At 45.0% G+C, this 22,368-nt stretch carries 13 protein-coding genes and 3 riboswitches; of the genes, 2 read left to right on the top strand and 11 right to left on the bottom strand.

Going from position 1 to position 22,368, the window contains the following annotated elements:
* Positions 1 to 344: 344 nt before the first annotated feature.
* From ptsG to QNI08_RS19665, 7 genes are all read right to left on the bottom strand, one after another.
* On the bottom strand, positions 345 to 2,408 hold the full coding sequence (gene ptsG, locus QNI08_RS19635; protein ID WP_285769076.1) for a glucose-specific PTS transporter subunit IIBC: 2,064 nt from the start codon (positions 2,406 to 2,408) through the stop codon (positions 345 to 347).
* Positions 2,409 to 2,617: 209 nt separating this feature from the next.
* The gene (gene glcT, locus QNI08_RS19640) at positions 2,618 to 3,460 is read right to left on the bottom strand and encodes a glucose PTS transporter transcription antiterminator GlcT (RefSeq protein ID WP_285769077.1); all 843 of its coding nucleotides are present in this window, start codon (positions 3,458 to 3,460) and stop codon (positions 2,618 to 2,620) included.
* A 147-nt stretch (positions 3,461 to 3,607) separates the two neighbouring features.
* Positions 3,608 to 4,939 (bottom strand): NCS2 family permease, encoded by a 1,332-nt coding sequence (locus tag QNI08_RS19645; protein WP_285769133.1) that lies wholly within the window; start codon positions 4,937 to 4,939, stop codon positions 3,608 to 3,610.
* Between the two features lie 99 nt (positions 4,940 to 5,038).
* Positions 5,039 to 5,140: riboswitch (purine riboswitch) on the bottom strand.
* A 217-nt stretch (positions 5,141 to 5,357) separates the two neighbouring features.
* Positions 5,358 to 6,878, bottom strand: coding sequence for a glutamine-hydrolyzing GMP synthase (gene guaA / locus QNI08_RS19650; protein ID WP_285769134.1), 1,521 nt, complete (start codon positions 6,876 to 6,878; stop codon positions 5,358 to 5,360).
* Between the two features lie 178 nt (positions 6,879 to 7,056).
* A riboswitch (purine riboswitch) is annotated at positions 7,057 to 7,158 on the bottom strand.
* 36 nt (positions 7,159 to 7,194) lie between these two features.
* A complete protein-coding gene (locus QNI08_RS19655; protein ID WP_285769078.1) occupies positions 7,195 to 9,387 on the bottom strand; it encodes a DUF4129 domain-containing transglutaminase family protein in 2,193 nt (730 codons plus the stop codon).
* Positions 9,384 to 10,580, bottom strand: coding sequence for a DUF58 domain-containing protein (locus QNI08_RS19660; RefSeq protein WP_285769079.1), 1,197 nt, complete (start codon positions 10,578 to 10,580; stop codon positions 9,384 to 9,386). The genes QNI08_RS19655 and QNI08_RS19660 overlap by 4 nt, the downstream gene beginning before the upstream one ends.
* Entirely contained in the window at positions 10,580 to 11,536 is a 957-nt protein-coding gene (locus tag QNI08_RS19665; RefSeq protein ID WP_285769080.1) for an AAA family ATPase, read from the bottom strand. The genes QNI08_RS19660 and QNI08_RS19665 overlap by 1 nt, the downstream gene beginning before the upstream one ends.
* Positions 11,537 to 11,720: 184 nt before the next feature.
* Positions 11,721 to 11,938, top strand: a riboswitch (cobalamin riboswitch).
* 160 nt (positions 11,939 to 12,098) lie between these two features.
* Between QNI08_RS19665 and QNI08_RS19670 the strand changes: the two genes are divergently transcribed.
* Both QNI08_RS19670 and QNI08_RS19675 read left to right on the top strand, forming a co-directional pair.
* Positions 12,099 to 12,632: an ATP:cob(I)alamin adenosyltransferase gene (locus QNI08_RS19670; protein ID WP_285769081.1), complete on the top strand. Its 534-nt coding sequence runs from the start codon at positions 12,099 to 12,101 to the stop codon at positions 12,630 to 12,632.
* 15 nt (positions 12,633 to 12,647) lie between these two features.
* Positions 12,648 to 13,595 (top strand): helical backbone metal receptor, encoded by a 948-nt coding sequence (locus QNI08_RS19675; RefSeq protein WP_285769082.1) that lies wholly within the window; start codon positions 12,648 to 12,650, stop codon positions 13,593 to 13,595.
* Between the two features lie 553 nt (positions 13,596 to 14,148).
* Here the strand turns inward: QNI08_RS19675 and QNI08_RS19680 are convergent.
* The 4 genes from QNI08_RS19680 to essC all read right to left on the bottom strand — a co-directional run bounded on the left by QNI08_RS19680 (position 14,149) and on the right by essC (position 22,349).
* On the bottom strand, positions 14,149 to 14,313 hold the full coding sequence (locus tag QNI08_RS19680) for a hypothetical protein (protein ID WP_285769083.1): 165 nt from the start codon (positions 14,311 to 14,313) through the stop codon (positions 14,149 to 14,151).
* Between the two features lie 168 nt (positions 14,314 to 14,481).
* The gene (essA, locus tag QNI08_RS19685; protein ID WP_285769084.1) at positions 14,482 to 14,955 is read right to left on the bottom strand and encodes a type VII secretion protein EssA; all 474 of its coding nucleotides are present in this window, start codon (positions 14,953 to 14,955) and stop codon (positions 14,482 to 14,484) included.
* The gene (gene esaA / locus QNI08_RS19690) at positions 14,942 to 17,872 is read right to left on the bottom strand and encodes a type VII secretion protein EsaA (protein ID WP_285769085.1); all 2,931 of its coding nucleotides are present in this window, start codon (positions 17,870 to 17,872) and stop codon (positions 14,942 to 14,944) included. The genes essA and esaA overlap by 14 nt, the downstream gene beginning before the upstream one ends.
* Positions 17,865 to 22,349: a type VII secretion protein EssC gene (gene essC / locus QNI08_RS19695; RefSeq protein WP_285769086.1), complete on the bottom strand. Its 4,485-nt coding sequence runs from the start codon at positions 22,347 to 22,349 to the stop codon at positions 17,865 to 17,867. Before essC ends, esaA begins: the two co-directional genes overlap by 8 nt.
* Positions 22,350 to 22,368: the final 19 nt, after the last annotated feature.

Below are 22,368 nucleotides of genomic sequence, written 5' to 3' on the forward strand. Positions count from 1 at the left end.
TAAAAAAACGTTGGCGCTTTGTTTTGTTCAGTTTTCAAAGAGCATTTTTCACAACGTCGCTTTAGCAACTTTATGATTATAACACCTTTCTTCAGTACATGTCAACAACAAGTTTTTATTTAACTTTCACTTGCTGCGGATGTCATAAGCGGTGTATTTAATATATTATCACCTGACCTAGGACAAGTCAATGTAAACTTTCACTTTTTTTGTTTTTTTCTATAATTCTCCTGCTTCTTCTATTATAAAAGATATCCTCCCTGCTGTATGAGCACTTGCGAGCACCCACTACCGAAAACAGGAGGGCAACCATGACTGGCTGCCCTCCTAATTAAATGCGTTTATTATTTGATGGTAATGACGTTCGCTTCTTCCCTATCCACATTACCTGTCTTTTCAATCTTCACGCTTTCCCCTTCAGAAAGATTCGTAAAGACGATCGGCGTGATGATGGAGGCAGCATTATTTTTAACATACTCTAAATCAACTTTAAGCAATGGCTGCCCGCTTGTCACTTTATCACCCTGAGCGACAAGTGCTTCGAAGCCTTTGCCTTCCAGCTTAACCGTATCGATCCCCACATGGATCAGGATTTCACGTCCAGCATCAGAGACGATGCCAAGTGCATGCTTAGTCGGGAACAGATTGACGATCGTGCCATCCACTGGAGAAACGACCAATCCTTCATGGGGGAGGATGGCAAACCCATCACCCATCATTTTTCCGGCAAAGACTGCATCCGGCACTTCTGTAATCGGCTTTAATTCACCCTTAATAGGTGAAACAAAACGTTCGGCCGCCCCTTCTGTCCGTAAAGGCTTCGGAATAACATCCTCAATTTGGTTTTCGACGCCTTTTTCTGGTGACGCTTCAACCTTACGAGGCCTTTTTCCATCCATGATATCCTTCATTTGTCCCTTGATCGTTTCCGAGCGCGGTCCGAAAATAGCTTGAATATTATTGCCCACTTCCAGAACTCCAGCCGCTCCGAGTTTCTTCAGCCTATTTTTATCGACACTGCCGATATCATTTACGGATACGCGAAGACGAGTGATACAAGCGTCCAAATGAGAGATATTTTCTTTTCCGCCCATCGCTTCAAGGATATCTCCAGGCAGACTGCCTGCTGTACTAGACCCGGCAGATTCAGCGTCTTCATCTTCTTCCACTTCACGGCCAGGAGTTTTCAGATTGAATTTCCGGATAGCAAACCTGAAACCGAAGTAGTAGATAAGCGCAAAGACTAGACCAACTGGAATGACAAGCCATGCATTCGTTTGCGGATTGATCAAACCGAACAGGACGTAGTCAATCAATCCACCCGAGAATGTCATCCCAATCTTGACATTAAGTAAATGCATCGTCATGAAAGAAAGCCCTGCAAACACACAGTGAATACCAAATAGTACTGGTGCAACAAACAAGAATGCAAATTCAAGTGGTTCCGTAATACCTGTCAAGAATGACGTAAGTGCTGCCGAAGCCATCAAACCGCCGACAATTTTCTTGCGTTCCGGCCTAGCTTCATGATAAATGGCCAAAGCTGCAGCTGGTAAACCGAACATCATGAACGGATATTTACCAGTCATGAAGGTACCTGCGGTTAAGTTCTGCACACCATCTTTAATTTGTGCCATGAATATGGCTTGGTCACCTTTGACGGTGTTACCTGCTTCATTCACGTAGCTGCCAAATTCATACCAAAAAGGAGAATAGAAGATATGGTGCAGTCCAAATGGGATAAGCGCACGTTCCACCACACCGAATACGAAGGCTCCTAGAGTTAAATTGGCACCTAACATATTTTCTGAAAAAGCATTCAGGCCAGATTGAACTGTCGGCCATACCAATATCATCAACAATCCTAGAATCACTGCACTTGCAGCAGTAACAATCGGAACAAAACGTTTCCCCGCAAAGAATCCCAAGTACGGAGGCAGTTCGATTTCATAAAACTTATTATACATGATGGCTGCCATGACACCGACGATGATACCGCCGAAGACACCCGTACCTAAAGTCGGAATGCCCAGGACACTTGTATATGTTGCACTGCCCTCCAGGTCTTTCACATCAATCCCAAGTACTGTGCCCATCGTAACATTCATGATCAAAAATCCGATGATCGCTGCCAAACCGGCAACTCCATCTCCGCCAGCTAGCCCAATCGCTACCCCTACCGCGAACAACAGTGGAAGGTTACTGAAAATGATTTGACCGGCATTTTCCATAACAGATGCGACCATTTCCACCCCGCCATTTGCAAGAAACGGAGCGATATCCAGCAAGGTCTCATTCTGCAAAGCATTACCAAACGCAAGCAAAATCCCAGCCGCCGGCAAAATGGCTACAGGAAGCATTAAAGATTTCCCGATTTTTTGCAAAACACCAAACAACTTCTTAAACATAGGTTTTCCTCCTCTATACTGTTTTCAGGCTAATAAAAACGGTTACATTCGGTGATAGAATGCATCTTCCCACGCACCCTTTCTTCAATACAAAAAAGGCATAAGCAAAGATAGGATTGAAATGAAATCAGGTATATAATACCCTCTTTCACAACAATCATTCTCCACTTATGCCTGATCGAATCAGTAACACGTAAGATAATGTATTATTATTTTATTTTCTTTTGTAATCGTTGAATATGCATCGTCAGATAGACAGCTTCAGCATCACATACCGGCTGGCCTAATTTCCTTTGCATAATTTTTATTAGCTTCCATGAGATATTGTAGCATAAAGGATATTCTTCTTTCAATAGCAAAGCGATTTTTTCTGGTTCATCCACTTTTTCACCAGCCAGAACCCTGTCTATCATGAATCTTAAATGGCGGACCAAGCGGGAAAAGTCGATGCTTTCCTTATTGATGTGTACGCCGAGCTGTTCTTCCACGACTTGTATGAGATGATAGATTAATTGTGAATGCTGATTGACTTCCGATAAGTCCTTATTGGCTATAGCACTATGGATATGAAGCGTTATGAAACCGATTTCCCCTTGCGGCAGGCCGATTCCTGTCTTGTCTTGAATTAACTCGATAACATCTACGGCGATATCATGTTCGAAGGGATAGAGGGTGATCGTTTCCTTCAAAAATGGGTTTTTAATAGTCATTCCTTGTGAAACACGCTGAAGGGCGAACAATAAATGGTCAGTTAATCCGACATGTATATGTTCATTAAGTTTTCCCGACACTCGATCATTGATTAGATGAATGGATTCTATTATGGCAGCTTGAAGATTCTGGTCGATCTGAGGCAAAAGCTTTTTGTAACTTTCCTGCTCCTTGACATCTTTTAGAACAAATGTTTTATCAAAAAGTTGCGGACTTAACTCCTCGCCTTTCTTTCGGTTGAAGCCTATGCCTTTTCCGATTGAGACCACTTCGCCATACGACGGATGCGTGGCAATCACCACGTTATTGTTCAATACCTTTTCAACGATAAAACCGCTCATTTTTCTCCCTCATTTTTTCGCAAAGTCATCCTTATGCGCGCAGGATAAAGTACTCAGTACTTAGTCCCTTTACTATACACGATATGTCCTTTCCCTTACAACAGAAAGAAGAGCCCTAAAAATGGACTCTTCTCATAAACCGTATCATTACTTCAAGAAAATAAAATATAAAAGGAAGACGACTCCTAGACCCCACATGATAGGATGAACTTCCTTAGCTCTTCCCTTCATCGACATCGTAATCGGATAGAAGATGAATCCGCAAGCTATCCCAGTGGCAATCGAATACGTCATCGGCATCATGATGACCGTAAAGAACGCTGGAACGGCTACTTCGAACTTGTGCCAGTCAATATTCTTAAGTGAAGAGGCCATCAGGACGCCGACTATGACCAATGCCGGAGCGGTCACCGCCGATGTTACGACGGAAAGAAGCGGGAAGAAGAAAAGTGATAGGATGAACAGCAAACCTGTCACCACAGCCGCAAAACCGCTTCGTGCACCAGCCGCCACACCCGATGTTGACTCAACATAAGACGTAGTTGTGGATGTACCTAGGATCGCACCTGAAACGATGGATAAAGAATCTGCAAGCAATCCTTTTCCAACTCTAGGAAGAACATTATCTTTCATCAAGCCCGCTTGCTGCGCTACAGCCACTAACGTACCAGCCGTATCGAAGAAAGCCACGAACAAGAAGGTCAATATTACGATTAACATTTGTCCGGTGAAGAGATCTCCCGGATTTCCGAAGGCATCGAATGCAACCCCAAATGTAGGGGCAATGCTTGGAACAGCTCCGATGATTTTCTCCGGAACAGGCACTTGGCCAAAAATCATACCGGCGATGGCCGTAATGACCATACCGATGAACACCCCGCTTTTGACGCCCCGCGTCATCAAAATGACGGTTACGACAATTCCGAAGACTGCCAATAACGTATTTCCTGAGGTTAAATCGCCCAAGCCGACAAGCACGCTGTCATCATTCGTAATGATCCCTGAATTTTGGAAGCCCACAAACGTGATGAATAACCCGATGCCAGCTCCGACCGCATATTTCAATTCGACTGGTATGGCATTGATAATTTTCTCACGTATTCCTGATAAGGAGAGCAGAACGAAAATGACCCCTGAAATCAATACACCAGTTAAAGCGGTCTGCCACGGAATTCCGAAACCAAGTACAACCGTAAAGGCGAAAAAGGCATTCAGTCCCATACCTGGGGCGAGCGAAATGGGATACCTTGCTATGAGTCCCATCAATATTGAGCCAATTGCGGCAGCCAAAGCGGTAGCGGCAAAAACGGCTCCGTAGTCCATTCTCAATTCATCTGGATAATCCTCGATGCTTTGCAATGTCAGCATCACAGGGTTAACGACCAGGATATATGCCATAGAAAGGAACGTCGTTAGACCGCCAAGTATTTCACGGCGATAATTCGTTCCCAGTTCATTAAAGCGGAAATAATTCTTCATCATGAGTCTCCCCTATCATAAGATCGTAAGCCAACGATAAAAAGCCCGGTTCGCTTCCGAACGGGACTTGACTACCAATTATGTAAAGAAGTGGCCGCAGGGCCAATCCATTCACATCGTAGTCAAGCCGTTAACGGCAGCTTGGTAGAAACTTTTGGGCCATATCCCCAATATTATACGACGATTATGTTTTTTGTTTTATAGGTATAGTGTACACGCCGCCAAAATAATCGTCAATATATCTCACGAATATTTTTTATGTAAATATAGGCAACGTTCGCGTTTCACTCTATATCACTTACTAATTATGGGTTTTCATTCGCTAATATGCGTAAAAGTATGTCCTTTCCGCGCACTTTTCCATTTTTCAACCAAAAAAATCAGTGAAGGTCGCCCTTCACTGATCCAATCATTGCGTCTATTCCCACTCGATCGTTGCAGGCGGCTTGGACGTAATGTCATACACGACGCGGTTTACGTGGTTCACTTCATTCACGATTCTCGTCGAGATGATTTCAAGTACATCCCATGGAATCCTTGCCCAATCGGAAGTCATCCCGTCAATGGAAGTAACCGCACGGATGCCGATGGTGTAATCATACGTCCGGGCATCGCCCATGACCCCTACACTGCGGATGTTAGGCAGTACCGTAAAGTATTGCCAGATTTCGCGTTCCAAACCATTCTTCTTGATTTCTTCCCGCAGGATATGGTCAGACTCACGTACGATTTCAAGCTTTTCATCCGAGATTTCTCCCAATACACGGATACCTAAACCTGGACCAGGGAATGGTTGACGCCAAACGATTTCGTCCGGAATGCCCATTTCACTTCCAAGTGCACGCACTTCATCCTTGAATAGTGTATTCAACGGCTCAATCAGTTTAAATTGCATATCCTCCGGCAGTCCGCCGACATTGTGATGCGATTTAATTGTTTGTGCAGTGGCCGTACCACTTTCAATGATGTCTGTGTACAGTGTACCTTGTGCTAGGAAATCAATTCCTTCAAGCTTTGTTGCTTCGTCATCGAATACGTAGATGAACTCGTTGCCGATGATTTTACGTTTTTGTTCCGGATCTGATACGCCAGCAAGTTTTGATAGAAAACGCTCTTTTGCATCGACCTTGATTACGTTCATATTGAAGCCTTCACTGAATGTTTCCATTACGCCTTCGGCTTCGCCTTTACGAAGCAAACCATGATCAACGAAAATACAAGTCAGCTGGTCGCCAATCGCTTTATGGATCAATACGGCAACCACGGATGAATCGACACCGCCGCTTAATGCACATAATACCTTTTTATCTCCGACCGTTTGGCGGATTTTCTCCATCTCGATTTCAATGAAGTTCTCCATTGACCAGTCGCCTTTGCACCCGCAAACTCCGAATACGAAATTTTTCAAGATGTCATTTCCGTAAACCGAATGGCGGACCTCCGGATGGAATTGCACGGCATATAATTTACGGGACTCATCACTCATCGCCGAAATCGGGCATGATGGATTCGTTCCATCAATGGTGAAGCCTTCAGGTGTCTCAACCACCAAGTCGCCATGGCTCATCCAGACGATTTGCTCTTGCGGCAGGCCACTGAATAGCTTTGATTCATTTTGGAGGGCAAGTGTGGCTTTCCCGTATTCACGGTTTTTCGCTGGCTCCACTTTTCCGCCAAAATGCTTGGTCATAAGCTGCATGCCGTAACATATTCCGAAAATAGGCAGACCCATTTCGAAAATGCGCTCATCACAGCCAAACGCCGCTGCATCATAAACACTATTCGGGCCTCCTGAGAATATGATCCCGCTAGGATTCATTTTCTCGATTTCTTCTACCGTAATTGTATGAGGATGAAGCTCACTGTACACACCGAATTCACGGATACGACGCGTGATCAATTGGTTATATTGGCTTCCGAAATCTAGTACTACGATCATTTCCTGGTTTTTTTGCAATTCTGTTTTCCCCGGCACAAACGTCACCTCTATCAATGTAATTCACCCATAAAAGCAAGTGATACTTTCTTATAAAAAATACTATCATAAAAAAAGAAAAACTAAAAATCCACCCTCAAAAATACACAAAAAGTACAGACGAAGGCAGATTTTTAGCTTTTCAGTTAAAATCCGCCTTCATAGTCAAATCATTTACGGTGATTCGGTAGAAACTTTCGATCCATATTATCGAGGATATATGAAGGATATATTAGTTTACGTTAGTTTTTGTTATTGTATCAATATAATAAAAACCTGGTCAAGAGCTAGTTTTTTTCATCATGCGTTCCCAGGCGGCTTGAAAGTGCTCCCATTCCCCATCTTCCACGTCTCCCCGATATATCATCAATTCGTATCCAGCCGTCAATTCGGTCATCTCATTTGTACCGTATACTGCATCGACATAAGCTGCATACTCCCTTAGCGTTTGCCCAGCCGGTCGAATTAATCCAGCGCGTTTCAGCTGTTTCAATAATAACGAATAGGCAGGCATGAAATGCGGGCGGGATTTTTGCCTATACAAAAGGATGTGCAAATGAGGAATCCATTTCCTTCTGGTTAAATGGGCGATTGCCGCGAGAACCGTGAGTATCACCAGAGCGGCGGCAGCCCTTTTCCATTGCCCCGCCAGTTTGTGTGCACCCTTTTCTCCGTGGGCTTTCTGATCAGGTGCATCCAGGCGTTGCTTCACATCTTGCTTTGGCTGCTCTGCATTAGCGGGCGCATCCTCTTGACTCTTGATTTCTTCCTGCTTCGATTCCGAGTCGTAAAATTCCGCTTGCCCATCGAAGCCCTTTGTTGGTTCAAAGGGCACCCAGCCTATTCCAGAGAAATAAACCTCGACCCAGGAATGTGCATTATTATTGGTGACCTTATAAACCGATTCGCCTCGATAAACCGTCCTTTCTCCTTCAGTGTAGCCCTTTACCCACCTTGCAGGTATATTGGCGGCACGGAGTAATACGACCATTGCCGTCGAATAATTATCGCAATACCCTAGCTTTGTCTCGAATAAAAATTGATCGACATAATCCTGATTATTATCTGGATACGGGATTTCGTCTTTTGAATAGATGAATTCAGGGTTATCGAAATAATCCTCGATGGCTTTTGCTTTATCGTACCAATTCGTTTCATTTCTCGTAAGTTGAGATGCCAATCCAAAGATCCGATTAGGCAATCCCTCTGGAAGCTGCGTATTATTTTTCATTAATAGATCCATCGATTCGTCTGGTGCGGTGATCTTCCTTAGCTCAGCTATATCAAAACTCGGCATATCATAGGTCAGCTCATATTCTTTCAATAATTGAGGATCGCCATTTTGCCATTCCGTAATGATTTTGTCCATACCTAGATAATAGACAAAATCCACATCAGTGCCGATATTGCTCTCAATCATTTTTAAATAGGCTGATTGAGGATGGAGGATATGCGAATACATTTCCTCCATCCTCACTGTGGCTGTCATCTCCTTCGTTCGCACCACTTCAGGAACTTGGTGAACATCTAACAGGCCCATATCCTGGCCTGTGGAAAAAGAGGCGACATCCGGTTCCTCAATGGAAACCCAACCTTTCCCTGTATAGACATCCTTATTTTCCACTTTCCAATAATGGCCCTCTGAGGCATTGTTAAAAAATACGATGGAGCTATCAGGCTCTATCGAACCGCCCAGAGCAGAATCATCTTCATCATAGCCGACACTTTTCTTCTCGGAGCCTTGGTCTTCCTGCAACACCTTATCTGAATAAGACGTGATGTAAGGAACCGGGTCGGGCCATTTGGGAGAGAGTTTTGGGCCCATGAAGCCAGCGAGGGCACTTACCACGATCATGCCAGTTAGCACGAAGCCCCAATTTTTGATGGTTGCCGGCGGACATGCAATGTGCTCCTGTATCATGAGACGCAGCAGGGACAGCAGCCCGAGCATCAGAAATCCAATGATGATGATTCGTATCATTGCCCTGTCCCCCGCATAGGGAGTGAATGTATCAAGGACGGATATAAAAAACACCGTTAAAATGAAAAAGAAAAAAATGCTTTGCCTTACCATCACCCAGTAATGAATCAAATACGTAACAAGCCAAAGAAGCACAAAAAATAGCAATGTCCTGAATGGATTTGTGATCGACTCCCAATCCCCATCGTATATAAAACCAAGGTTAGCCGTAAAATCGATGAGAAACCCTTTCATCCATGATAAACCACTTTTTGAATGAAGCAGCTGGATGGAAAGGAAGATATAGGCGAAAATGAGGATTGAGCGGATGGACCAATGGATACGGAAATAATGCAGCAGCAGGGAAAAGATTAAAAACAGGACAAACGTGAAAATATTGCCTAATTCCGTAAGTTGATCGACTGGCCTTAGCCACTCTGTGATCAGAATCAGGCCAAATATATAGAGGATGACATGCATGAACCTTTCCAGCCTTTCAGCAGGGACAATCATTTCGCCATCACCTCCGCCCTATCAAACCGCAGTTGCCCATTTTCAATGAAGCTAACCTTGATCCCTTTTGTTACGGCTGTAGTCAGCGCCCTTTTTTCATCAGCCGATAGTGTTGTCGGATTCTTGATGCACACCATCATCAACCCCTGAATAGTGCGGAAAGCGTTCAACATATCCACCTTTTCTCTCGTCATTTCGGTAACGATGAAAATTACGGCAGCGTTTGCCGGCACACTCCTCTTCCTCCCCATCTCGACCAATGCGTATTCTGAGCTCTGCCCTTCTTTAGCAAGGCGGGTGAAAATCTTCCTTCTCTGGTTCCTGCCTGCTCCAGCAGGCACGATTAGGCCCGAACCCGTACTCGCATACCCAACCTGAATGCCTTTCTTTATCAAGCTGTGGACGAAGGAAGCAGCCGTGGTAATGGATTCTTCAAGTGAGATCGTGGGCTGGTTATCAAGGATGATCCATATATCCCGATTTTTTTGGACCTCGAATTCCTTCGTCATGATCTCACTCGTTCGAGCCGTCGCCTTCCAATTGATCCATGACAGCTGATCACCTGGCTGGTATTCCCTGACCCCGGATACCACTGAATGTTCCCGCTGTGTTTTCTTTGTCGGGCCTGCTTGTCCCTGATTGAACATTCGATCAAGATAGAAGGAGTCGAGCTCTTGATATGAAGGAAAAACGGTTATCTTCAACGGGGAATCGAATATCGCTTCCTTTTCAACGAGTCCAAAAAAATCCCCTATCCACAAGCGGATCGTTTGAAATTCATGCTCGCCCCGCGGAAGGTTTTCCAAAACATACGACGTGGTGATGGTACGCTTGAATCCAGGGAAAATCAGGGCCTTCCTATGAATTTCCCAGTCTCCCATTTCCCGCGGCATTTCCTCCTCTATCACGAGAAATAAGAGGGGGAGGCGGTTTTTGCGGGTGATCGTCAAGTCCATTTCAACGGAATCACCTGCCTGGCATTCCCTTTTACTGACCTTTCTTTCAACCGTAATGGCCTGAAGGGGATAAAACAGCAGAATCATGGCGTACGCGGCAAATGGCAAGAACGAATAAAAAATGAAATAACTGACAAAACCGCCTTGAAACATCGCAAAGCAAAAGGAAATGGTCATGAGAAATACCAATCCGGCCGCGTTCATGTTCTTCTTTAGAAGATGAATGATGCGGCGCATTATGTCAGGGCCCGCTTTACAGGCACGTGAGCCTTCGCTACAATTTCGCGAATCACCCTATCAGCATCGAGACCTTCATAATTCGCTTCAGGTTTTAAAATCAGCCGGTGGGAGAATACGAACGGAGCCAAATATTGAACATCATCCGGCAGGACATAATCCCTCCCCTGGAGCAGTGCATAAGCTTGGGCGGCCTTCATCAAAGCAATCGATCCACGCGGACTCACCCCTAGATATACCGCCTGATGGCTTCTGGTTCGGTTGGCCAGTTCAACAATATAACCTTTTATCGTGTCATCCACGATCACCGTTTTGGCCTCTGCCTGTAACGCCTTCAATTCTGCCAAGGTAATGACTGGTTCCAGCTCTTCAAGCGGAGCCATGTATTGTGCTCTTTGCAGGACCTCGATTTCTTCTGCAGCACTTGGGTAGCCCATTTTCATCTTTAAAAGGAATCGATCCAATTGAGCTTCCGGAAGCGGGTATGTTCCCTCGTACTCAATGGGGTTTTGCGTCGCCATGACAAAAAAGGGCTTCTCCAATTCCCTTGTGACGCCATCGATCGTCACGCTTGCCTCCTCCATCGCTTCAAGCAAGGCAGACTGGGTTTTTGGGGAGGTGCGGTTAATTTCATCAGCCAAAATAATATGGCCCATTATCGGTCCCGGACGAAAAATGAAAGCTTGCTCCTTTGGGTTGAAAATCGAAACGCCGGTTACATCAGATGGCAGTAAATCAGGGGTGAATTGTATTCGCTTAAAGCTTGCACCTATCGATTTGGCCAGCGCCCGGACCATGACTGTCTTGCCTACTCCCGGAACATCCTCCAATAAGACATGCCCGCCGGAAAGAAGGGCCACGAGGCTTAGTTCTGCAATCTCCCGTTTTCCTATCATCACCTTTTCGATATTCCCTAGAACCTTCTCCAATGTTTGATTTGCCTGCTTATAAATCATTCTCTACCTCCAGTGAAATCTAGTACGATCATTTCATTTCCAGTCTATATTTAACTTTACAGGAACAGCCAATTAACCCTTACATTGTAAGTTTACTAAATATCCCGTAAACCATAAACGAAATTCTCTAAAAATATTAATGCTGCTTAAGGAAAAAGGTATGGTAAACTATTCCTAAGTGAATATGAACCTTGCAGAAAAAGGTGCTGCCTTGGCAGCTTAATAGGGAATTCGGTTCAAAACCGAAGCTGTTTCCGCAACTGTAAGTGCTAATGAAATAAGATGCATACCACTATTTGATGATGGATAGGACATTAAGCTCCATCCAAGGGCTCAAATGGGAAGGTTCTTAAAGTAAAATGACGCACAAGCCAGGAGACCTGCCTTTTTTTATCGTATCATGCTCTTCGGAAGATAGGAGATTGTACGGCAGCCTCCATCTTTTTTTCTATTAGGGATACATGGATGCGCAATGCCGACCAAACCTCTTGGTCGGTTTTTTGTTTTGATCCGAAAAGCGATACGGCAATCATTCACCAAAACACGTAAAGGAGGAAGAGTTATGGCAAAGAAGGACCTTCGTTTTTTATGCTATCCATACATGCGCGAATCCGCATCCACAGTGGATTTCGAGATACGAACAGACTCACTGACGACGCAAATCGGCATGGCCGCATCGCTGACGAAGGACATTCCTGACGTATACCGGGATTTAATGGAGCTGCTTCCCATGGCCTATCATCTAAATGGTTCGGTCCGGGGAAAGCTCGCCATCACCGACCATGACCTGGACCATTTAAGTTCGATTTATGACCGCTATGTTGCAGAAGTCAAAGAAAAAATCGAAACATTCCTGCTCCCCCAGGGGTCGACGGCGGCCTGTGCCCTGCATGCCTGCCGCAGCGAAGCCAAAAAATCAGTCCGTGCCTTGCACAAAGTCAGTCTGGAAAGGGAAGTTCCTGGCATCCTTTTCGATTACGCCCACTTGCTTGCAAACGTTTTATTCGTGATGGCAGTCTGCGTCAACAAGCGGCAAGGCATCGAAGAAATACCTTTTATCAGCAAATCTTATCCTACTAAACCGATGAAAAAATAGACGGAGGAATGAATAATGAAAATCACCGAAAAATTCAGCTGGATATCCGTGCTTATGCTCACCCTGTTCCTTGCAGGATGTGGAGTTACCGATCAATCCGCAAAAGACGATAAAAATACGGATAAAGCGAAAGAGGCCAAAGCCTATACAGTTACAGATGATAACGGGAAGAAAATAAAATTCGATAAAGCACCGGAAAAAGTCGTTTCATTGCAGCCAAGCAATACGGAAATTCTCTTTGCCCTAGGACAGGGAAAAAAAGTCGTTGGCGTGACGGACTTCGATAATTATCCCGAGGAAGCGAAGAAAATCGAACATGTTTCAGACTCCGTGAACATCAATGCGGAAAAGATCATTGCCCTGAAGCCAGACGCCATCATCGCGTACACCATTGGAGATGAAACGACGCTGAAGCCACTAGAAGACGCGGGCATTCCGATTTTCGTCATTAAATCCGCAGCCAATTTCGAGGACGTGTACGGGGATATTGAGCAGATTGCCAAAGTGATGGGTGTTTCCCAAAAAGGCGATGCATTGGTGAAGGATATCCAATCCCAAATTGCAAGTGTCGAGGAAAAAGTGGCAACCTTGGATAAACAGGAGCAAACATATTTTGAAATCAGTCCAGCTCCGGAAATCTATACAACAGGTGACGAAACCTTCCAGCAAGAAATCCTGGAAACCGCCGGCATTAAAAACGTCTTTGACGACCAAAAAGGGTGGGTTAAAATATCCGGGGAAGAAGTCGTCAAGCGCAACCCTGAAACGATCCTTACGACAGCCACCTATGTAAAAGATGCCGTCAATGAAATAAAATCGCGTAAAGGCTGGGAAGATATCGATGCAGTCAAAAAGGATGACGTCCACCTGCTTGATGAAAGTGTCATGTCGCGTCCAGGACCAAGAATTGGTGAAGCTGTAGAGCTTGCAGCTAAAACCGTTTATCCTGATTTATTTAAATAATACAGAAGAAGGATGCCCCGGTATATCGGGGCATCCTTTCCTTTTTCGCCCTCGCCTAATTAGTAAGGGCAAGGATTTCTGCTTTTCTTCCGATGTTTATGCTAAAATGAATGATATTCAAAATGATATCCGAGGTATTGATCATGTATAAAAGATTCTTCATTTGGGTCTTGGCCATAGCCCTGCTTTTAGGGATTCTTAAAGCAATCATGGACCTGTAGCAAAAAAGCAAGAAGATGCAGTCTGCATTATACAGGCAGCATCTTTTTTTAAATTCCACTTTCTCCTTATACCAAATGATTGCTTTTTGTATATAAGAGAGTATCTAAGGTGACCTTATCGTCTACTTCATAGACTGAAATTCATAGTTTGGTCAACAGAATTATCTTCAAGTTCCATAAAGAGTGCAGTATCGTGAAACGCTCATTGCATTAAATTTGAGGTGGATTCTCATAAAATTTGCGCTTTTCACACGCAATTGAAGCCGTTTCTCGTTAAAATCCTGCGTTCCTTCCGAATTCGGTCTGGGTTCTCTTATATATTACTGCTTCTTTCACCATTTCGGAGCGTTACTCGCGAATTTAACTGCTTTACTCGCGAGTTCGGCACTTTTACTCGCGAATTTTTCTACTTTACTCGCCAATTTCGTGCTTCTACTCGCGAGTTTAGTCTCTGAATCAAATTTGAGGCGGTCCTTCAAAAAAATCGCGCTTTTCACACGCTTTTTGTACCATTTCCCGCCAGCTACATGTGTGCAATCTCGATTCCATCTGCATTTTCACCTAAAGTCGAACGCATCGCTAAATATTACAAACAAAAGTACCCTACAAGATAGACTTTTTTCAAAGTATCTGCCTGCAGGGTCCTTTTTAGCTAAAACTTTTTTTCATTTTCGCTTTGCCTCTCCACTCAGCTTTCCCATTTTCGGGATCAGGATAAAAAACAAACATACGACCGAAAGCGCTAAAATGATACCGAGCAAAATCGTCAGGTCAACATGCATCGAAGGCGCCTCTTCTTCTTCGCTTGCCATTCGACTGCCGGTCTCTTTGAATAATCCAAGCTGTTCGGCCTTTGAAGCGATGGTATTATGATTCTCCACCGGGGAATGAAACAGCGAATCCTTCATCGAATCGACAGCATCATATTTCCCCCTTTCAAAGGTAAGATCCTTTTGTTCTTCCGGCAGTCTTTGCTTTTGCTCCAGTAACCCCTCCTCATGGAAGTACTCCGTTTGAACATCAATATCCTTTTCCTGATATTCATTAGGCTCCACCATCTGCTCCTCGGCGTCACCATGAGGGGCGTGGCTAAAGAACAGGGTGAATACGATCGGCATTACGCATTTAATCCGCTTCATGGGCCATTTCTCTTCTTTCTGTAAAACGCTTCAATATATCGGGAATGATCGAGCCGATAAGCGTCAGTATCAACAAGATGATGCTGGCCGGAATGAATGCCGACTGATCTCCGAATTGAATGGACATGTATACGTCCGCTACAGGGTGAGCGACGTTGAAATTAGGCATGATCAAGTCCAGTAATGGAACCGTAAAAAAGCTGATCAAACCGATCACCAGGATCGCCCCGACAAACGGCCCGATGGAAAAGGCAAGCCGGGTGCAGGCAGAACAGAAGAATAAAAGCAGGACGGTGAAAACGGTCCATTTAATCTCCTGCATATCCCCCAGAGGATATATTTTCAAGCCATAGATGCTGATGATTAATCCTACAATCAAATTTAATAAAGCGAACAGTGCTGCATGCACCATCACTGGAAGGTTTCCATAATGATGCAGGAAGAAACCGATCAATAATCCGGAAATGAGTATGATCACAAGCATGACGATCGGCGGAATATTAACCTTTTCCTGATGAAGGACTTCGCCGCTGATTTGAACCGGATTCGCTAAGTATTCATACACATATCCATTTTGCTGCTCATCGACTAGAGTATTATTCAAGACGCTATATACGTCCGTCTTGATTTGGACGGTCGAATCCACATTCTTCGACCAATTATCATTAAGCTGATCGGCCCTTTCCTGTACAGATCCGACTTTCATTTGCAGGTCTGCGGTATCCTTCGTGACCGTAGCCTGACGCTCTGCCACCGAATTGACAAGCTTGGCAATGGAGCCGACAGTAGCCGCGGTATTGTCTTGAAGCGAGATGAACATTTCACCATCAAGGTTCACCGGCGGTTCCGGTTCCACTTCAGGCGCCTCCAAACGATCGGTCATATTGGCAGATACATCCTGCGCGCTTGCCGTAATTGCCGCCAATTCAGCTAGCGTGGCTTCCTGCCCTGCTTTTACGTTTGCATCATATTCCTTCATATAACCTAATATGGAGTCGGAAAACATTCCGAAATCATCATCGACTCCCGCTAAACTTGCTTTGACGAGTTGCGCTCCCTCATCCACGTTTGGGGAAACCCCATTTTTCAGGTTTTCCAATTCCTTTATATTGGCCGCAAATATTTCTTCCACCTTCGCTGCCGTCACCCGTTCAGCCAATTCATTGTAAGATGAAAGTGCGCCGTAGTAGGAGAGAAGTTCATTTGCATTACGGTTCGCAATGGAACTGTTGAAGACCTGCACTAGCACCGCTCGTCTTTCTCCCCCCACTTTTTCAAGGAGATTCTGCTCGGTACTTTTGATCTTCGTGATGGCCTCGTCGATTGTCATGTTTTGGATGTTTTGCAGCTCCTCGATATCATCCTGTGACTTTTTCCATTGATCACCAAGATCCTTGTAATGGGAGCCAAGTTCATTATAATCAGCTTGCAGCTGCGTATGCTGTGTCAGCAGTTCATTATACGAATCCACAAGTGCATTAAACTCCGTTATCACTTGATTATAATTCCCGGTTCTGCCGTTCACCGTGCCGCTGAGCTCATTGATTTCCGCTTGCAGCTCTGCTGTAAGCACATTGATTTGCTCAGCAGCCCCTTCACTTCCCTCAGCCGGGACCAAGCCTGCAAGGGCCGAGTGGATGCCATTGATTTGATCCAGTAATGCCTGCAGCGAGAGTTCATCGATCGGATCCTTCTTTGAAGGGGAACCGTCCGCTTCGCCCATACCCGTTTCGGTCTCGATATCCTCTATCCCTGTATCGTCCCCTCCAGCGTCATCCGCATCATCACCTGAGCCGCTTGCAAGGTTTTCCCTTTGTGCAAGCATGGCGGCCTGAAGCTTATCAAGATCGAACTCTTCCGTTTGTTTGAATTGTTCAATCGAGCTTTGCTGATCTTGAGAAATCTTCGAGATTTGCTCCACTTGTCTGCCTTTCATGTTTGCTGTGAAGTTTTCCAGCTCGGCATGGCTGGTTTCCAGCTTCTCCTTCACGACACCGGCATTTTCAACAAAGCCTTTGTCATTCAGGCTGTATTTGGTATTCATCCCTTGCTGAATCTCCGGAACCTGTTGGTTTCCCTCACTCAACACCTTTCCATATGTTTGGACACTATCCTTGACAAGCTGCTGATTTTGGTTCGAAGCATCCATGAAAAGTTTGCTTTGGTTTTTTTGATATTCCTCAAACGATGCGACATCTTTTACGAAGGATGTTATTTGGGCTTTTGCATGGCCCATTCCATCCATGGTTTCATTGCTCGCTTGCCCGGCATCCTTCGTTTCGGCGAATACTCCTTCAAGCATATCCTTATGCTGCTTTATACTCCCAGCAAGACTTTCAGAGCTTGGTGTATAGAAATCATACATCGTGTTTTGAAACGCGATTTCCTTTGCAAGAACCTTATCGAACTTCTTGCGGATATCCTCCACCGATTGGGAAACATAACTCCAATACTGTGTTGAAATATGCTTGTTCATCTTGCTTTTCGTCTTCTCTAATTCCTTTTGTACCTTTTCCATATTCTCTGCATTTAAGCTTGTTTGTACCTTATACTTTATCCCCGCCTTGATTGGCCGTTCATCTTCGAACGTATAAATATTCCTTGAAAAATCGGACGGGAAGTAGATAACGGCATCATACTTTCCATTGGCAAGTCCGCTTTCAGCCGTGCTTCGGTTAACTACGATCCAATTATAGTCGGAGTCGTTGTCCAATGTCGTAACAAGTTCCGAACCGACGTAAATCGGCTTTTCGTTAAATTCAGTGCCATTATCTTCGTTGACGATCGCAACCTCACGGGAGGCCGTTTCCGGCTTTTTCATCGGGTTTTGACCAATATAAGAGAAAAACAAGATTGGCAGCGCCAAAATCACAAGTATTTTACCGATTAACAGCACCGGTTTTATTTTTTCAGACACTCTCGTGCACTCTCCTTCTTTCTTCACTTAATGGGATTTGGATTTTACATTCCCGGCCATTTTGGACGAAGTATCCGTAGCCCGGCTGAATTTCTTCTTCTTTTCTCGAATAAGAGAGTGTAAACAAGGTTTGATCCGATTTTTTCAGGAGCAGGACTGCCTGCCTCACTTGCTTCAATTCCGTTGTCAATGAATCATACCCCTTGGTGAAGTCATTGGCATTACCAGCGACGACCAGCCTGAAACCAAGATGACTGTACTGCTTCATCATCCCGCTGATTCGATCCTGGATCCTGCCATCGATCGTTTGCTGGAAACGGGAAATGCTATCAATCACCATAACGATTGCTTTGGATTTCTCTTGCTTCATCGGTTCCGACTCCAACGCCTCTAGGTACTGCCGTTCACGCTCTTCAAAGATCTCCGTAATATGATCGAGCCAACCCGTTATTTGATCTTTCGTTTCGATATAACGTACCTTAGCACTCGGAGCATATGAAGACAATCCACGATCGATCCCGTCAAATAAACCGATTTCGCTGATCGTTTGAGTCAACAATAATGATTCCAAGAGCACTTTTAGGACATTCGTTTTTCCTTTCCGTGACTGTCCGACGACAAGCAGGAATGGATCGGCACTAAGCTCCACGCATACAGGCGTAACGCTTTCTTCGGATAGACCGATCGGTATGGAGCCCTTCTTAGTATCCTGGGAGCAGTATTCCTTGAAGGAGCTGGCATCCAGGTGTGTCGGCAACATCGGTATGGCCGGCGGCTTAGGTAATGTTCGATACTTATCTTTATGTGCGGCGACAGCTTGTTTCATTTCATCCAACACGGCTATATCATCCGCTCCATCGGCTGGTAAATACACCTGAACAAGATATGTCTGATCTTTTTTCACCAACGCTCTTCCCGGGACCGGTTCATTTTCATAAAGGGTCCTGCCGAGGACTGAATATTGCTCCGAGCTGTCCATTAAGTAATGAACCACTTTCGTCTTAAGGCTATTCATTAACGGCTGGCGAACGGCATTTATTCTTGTCGCCGTCAAGATCATGAATATCCCCAGTGATTGTCCGTCACGTGCAAACTGGATCAATTGCGCCTCCTGATCTGGCATCTCATCCTTCACTAAATCGAAATTGTCGACCGTGATAAAAATGATTGGCAATTTCTCCTTCGCCAGTGCGTTATAAAGCTTGATGTTGCTTAGCTCCCGCTCTAAAAAAAGCTGCTTGCGCCTTTCGATCTCCGCTTTCATGAAGAGCATGAATTTTTCCATTTTCCTTAACTCATCAAATCGGAAGTAATCCCCTGTATGGGGCAGCTGGCGCAATGGCAATAAAGCGCTATTGCCAAAGTCGAACAAATAATAATGCAGTTCTTCAGGCGTGAATTGATCAGCAAAACTAAAGAGCAGCGTCAAAACCGTTGTTGATTTGCCATAACCGGAAGAACCGAATATCCCGATATTCCCATCCTCAATCCAGTTATATATATAATTTGTCTGGCTCTGCAGCTCCGGTTCATCCTTCATTCCGAGATGAAATCGATTACTTGCAAGGCTTTTTTCACCGCTTCGCGATAGGCGTGCTTGAAGGGGCGGCAGCCATGGGCTTGACAGCTTTTCAATCTTCATTTCTGCCTGTGTCGCCACGATATGGTCTGCAACAGCTTCTATTTCACTGACCTTTTCCTTCCTTCGGGCATCGGACCGTTCTGAAACACTCGAGATTTGAACAAGGCCAAGGTCGGTGACAAGTGCCACCTCATCCTCCGTTCCAGCGGTATCCTCTAAATAAGGTGCACCGCTCCATGCTGACTGAAACAGTTCGTACACCTCATTATTGCCTACCTGTAAATATCCCCGTCCTGTAACAGTGATGTTCGCTGCATCGCTATTTTTCAAAATTTCCTTACTATCATTGGCATCCTGCACCTTCAGGGAAATCTTGAAGCGGGCATTACTCCATATCTGGTTATCTATGACGCCGCCTGGCTTTTGCGTGGCAAGGATTAAATGCACGCCCAAGCTCCGTCCAATTCTCGCCGTACTGACCAATTCGCGGATAAAATCGGGCTCCTCATTCTTAAGCTCAGCAAACTCATCCGATATTAAAAATAAATGCGGCAGCGGTTCTTCCGCTTTTCCTTCTTTGTATAAATCCGTATAGTCGTTGATATGATTGACATCATATCGATCGAACAGGCGCTGGCGTTTTTTCAATTCGCTATTGATGGAGGCAAGGGCCCTTGCGCTGAAGTTCTTGCTTCCCTCAATATTCGTTATGACCCCGAGGAGATGGGGAATCTGCCTGAATGGCTGTGCCATTCCCCCGCCTTTATAATCAATGAGCAAAAAGGCCACTTCATGTGGATGATAATGGACGGCTAACGATAGGATGTAGGTTTGCAGCAGTTCACTTTTCCCCGAGCCCGTCGTTCCAGCCACCAAGCCATGCGGTCCATGCGCCTTTTCATGCAGATTCAATTCGACTCTATCCGTTCTTCCTTTCCGACCAATCGGTACGGCCAAGGATTTGGAGGACTGGTTGGTGAGCCAGTTTCGGTCGATCGGCAGCTCCTCCACTTCTCGTACCCTCAGTAACTCCAGAAAGGAAACCGTTTCTGGAATCGAATTGTTCATGCCCTTTTGATGATCTAGTGAGCGCAGCGTCCGTGCAAAACGCTCATTACCTTCTCTAGCATGGACATCAAGTGTAAAGGGAGTATGGGCAGCCTTCGATTGCTGGATGAGAATCTCACCTTGGCGATCGTTTATATATTTCACGAGAGTATGGACATTTTCCGTCAAGCTTTCCTTTGCATCGGCAGCAAAAATCGTCGAGATGCCCAAATCATCCGCTCTGCCTTCCAAGTATTCCAATATGACATGCTCAGCTATTAACTGGCGATCTGTAATGATGAAGACAATATGAGGAGTGAATCTCGCCTTCCCTTTGTTCTCGTCCAAATCCCGCTCCCTCAAAAGCTGATAAATCGAAGTCAATAGCTGATCGCGTGATTGTTCATTGTATATGAATCCCCTTGCATAGGAGTGAGGCAGTTGAAAATGGGGCAGCCATTTCATCCATTCCCATTCGCGATAATCGGTTTCCGGAAAAATGGCCACAAACCGGACATCATGATAGCTATGGAAAAAGGCAAGCTGTCCAATCAATTGCTGCAGCTCCCGTCTTACGATCGACTCCTTCCCGACAAGCCCCATCGATCCACGTGATACATCGATGGATAACGGAAGGTCCTCCAGGTTTTTGTAAGCATCGACAAGCTCCTGTGACCGCTCCAGTAAATCATCAATTTCACGATTGGACATATCATTACTATTAACCGAGACTTCATAGCTCGACGGAATCGCCGCTGTCCCTATTTTTAAATGGAGTGCGTCTTCACTTTCCAATGTTCGCTCCCATATACGGTCGCTGATACTTGCGGTTAGATGCTTCATCCTTTCGAAGGATGGGTAATGATAGAACAGGACATTCTTTTGCTTTTCAGAAAGCTCTTGCAGTTCCTCCCGTTTTTGCTCTAGATAGCGTGTATAAACACGTTGGCGTTTTTCTTCCCTGAATTTTTGCTTCTTCTTGTCTTTAAAATATTGCGCCGTCGAGGTTACCAAGGTCGTTGTGAACATCACAATCGATATGATGATGAATATCCCTCGCGGCTGAACGATCGTAATGACACCCATGACAATCAGCATCATCAATGGCGGCATCAGGATGAGCCATAGCCCCCTATTATTATCCTCCGATTCCTGGCTTGGAAATGAGATCTTCACTTTCTCGTCCGGCAATTCATAGATCATCCTAGGTGTCCTGCGATATTGAGGATAGCTTTTCCTCATTTCCGAGATTGGCTTCTTGATTTGAGGTAAGGATGTGGAACAGGCATCGGCACTATGCACCATCAATAAGTCGGCTTCGATCAGCCTAAGTGTCATATTCGGCAGAAATATCACATCGCCATTTTGTATCGGCGCTTTTGCTGCCACCCTTTCACCGTTCAGGAATACCTTGCTTTTTTCAGCGGGAATTAAAAACCAACGCCCTTGCAGAAGTACCATGGACAAGCCATCGCATGAAAGGGCCCCTTCCATTCGTAAAGTCGCTTCCGCCTTTTGTGATACGGTTATTTCCTTCAAGTTGCCGATATAATGGAGGCTTTCTCCCGAATTTCCCGCCTTATAAAAAATTACGACCGTGTCTGCCCCTACATGAAAAGTGAAGCCCTGTAACGCCTTGACATCACCAAGCTTCAGGTCTCCTCGATATACCTCATATTCATCGAACCCCTCCCGTTTTCTCAGCTCGATGGATCCCTGTTCGAAAGGCATCGAATGGATGGTGATGGCATCCTTTTTTGATGGACCAATCGTAATTGGACCGTTATGCTCCTTCTTGATCGGGTAGGATTGGTAGTTCTCCTTGGAATAAATCCATAATAAGCTCATTCATTCTCACCTCCGCAAA

This window comes from Peribacillus folii (genome assembly GCF_030271255.1).
Classification (GTDB): Bacteria; Bacillota; Bacilli; order Bacillales; family DSM-1321; genus Peribacillus.

Bases quoted from the DNA above. Each gene is read 5' to 3' on its own strand.
- QNI08_RS19675 (WP_285769082.1), top strand. From the start codon at position 12,648: ATGAAAATCACCGAAAAATTCAGCTGGATATCCGTGCTTATGCTCACC.
- QNI08_RS19660 (WP_285769079.1), bottom strand. From the start codon at position 10,580: ATGCGCCGCATCATTCATCTTCTAAAGAAGAACATGAACGCGGCCGGA.
- QNI08_RS19665 (WP_285769080.1), bottom strand. From the start codon at position 11,536: ATGATTTATAAGCAGGCAAATCAAACATTGGAGAAGGTTCTAGGGAAT.
- essC (WP_285769086.1), bottom strand. From the start codon at position 22,349: ATGAGCTTATTATGGATTTATTCCAAGGAGAACTACCAATCCTACCCG.
- QNI08_RS19645 (WP_285769133.1), bottom strand. From the start codon at position 4,939: ATGAAGAATTATTTCCGCTTTAATGAACTGGGAACGAATTATCGCCGT.
- QNI08_RS19670 (WP_285769081.1), top strand. From the start codon at position 12,099: ATGGCAAAGAAGGACCTTCGTTTTTTATGCTATCCATACATGCGCGAA.
- glcT (WP_285769077.1), bottom strand. From the start codon at position 3,460: ATGAGCGGTTTTATCGTTGAAAAGGTATTGAACAATAACGTGGTGATT.
- QNI08_RS19655 (WP_285769078.1), bottom strand. From the start codon at position 9,387: ATGATTGTCCCTGCTGAAAGGCTGGAAAGGTTCATGCATGTCATCCTC.
- ptsG (WP_285769076.1), bottom strand. From the start codon at position 2,408: ATGTTTAAGAAGTTGTTTGGTGTTTTGCAAAAAATCGGGAAATCTTTA.
- guaA (WP_285769134.1), bottom strand. From the start codon at position 6,878: ATGATCGTAGTACTAGATTTCGGAAGCCAATATAACCAATTGATCACG.
- essA (WP_285769084.1), bottom strand. From the start codon at position 14,955: ATGAAGCGGATTAAATGCGTAATGCCGATCGTATTCACCCTGTTCTTT.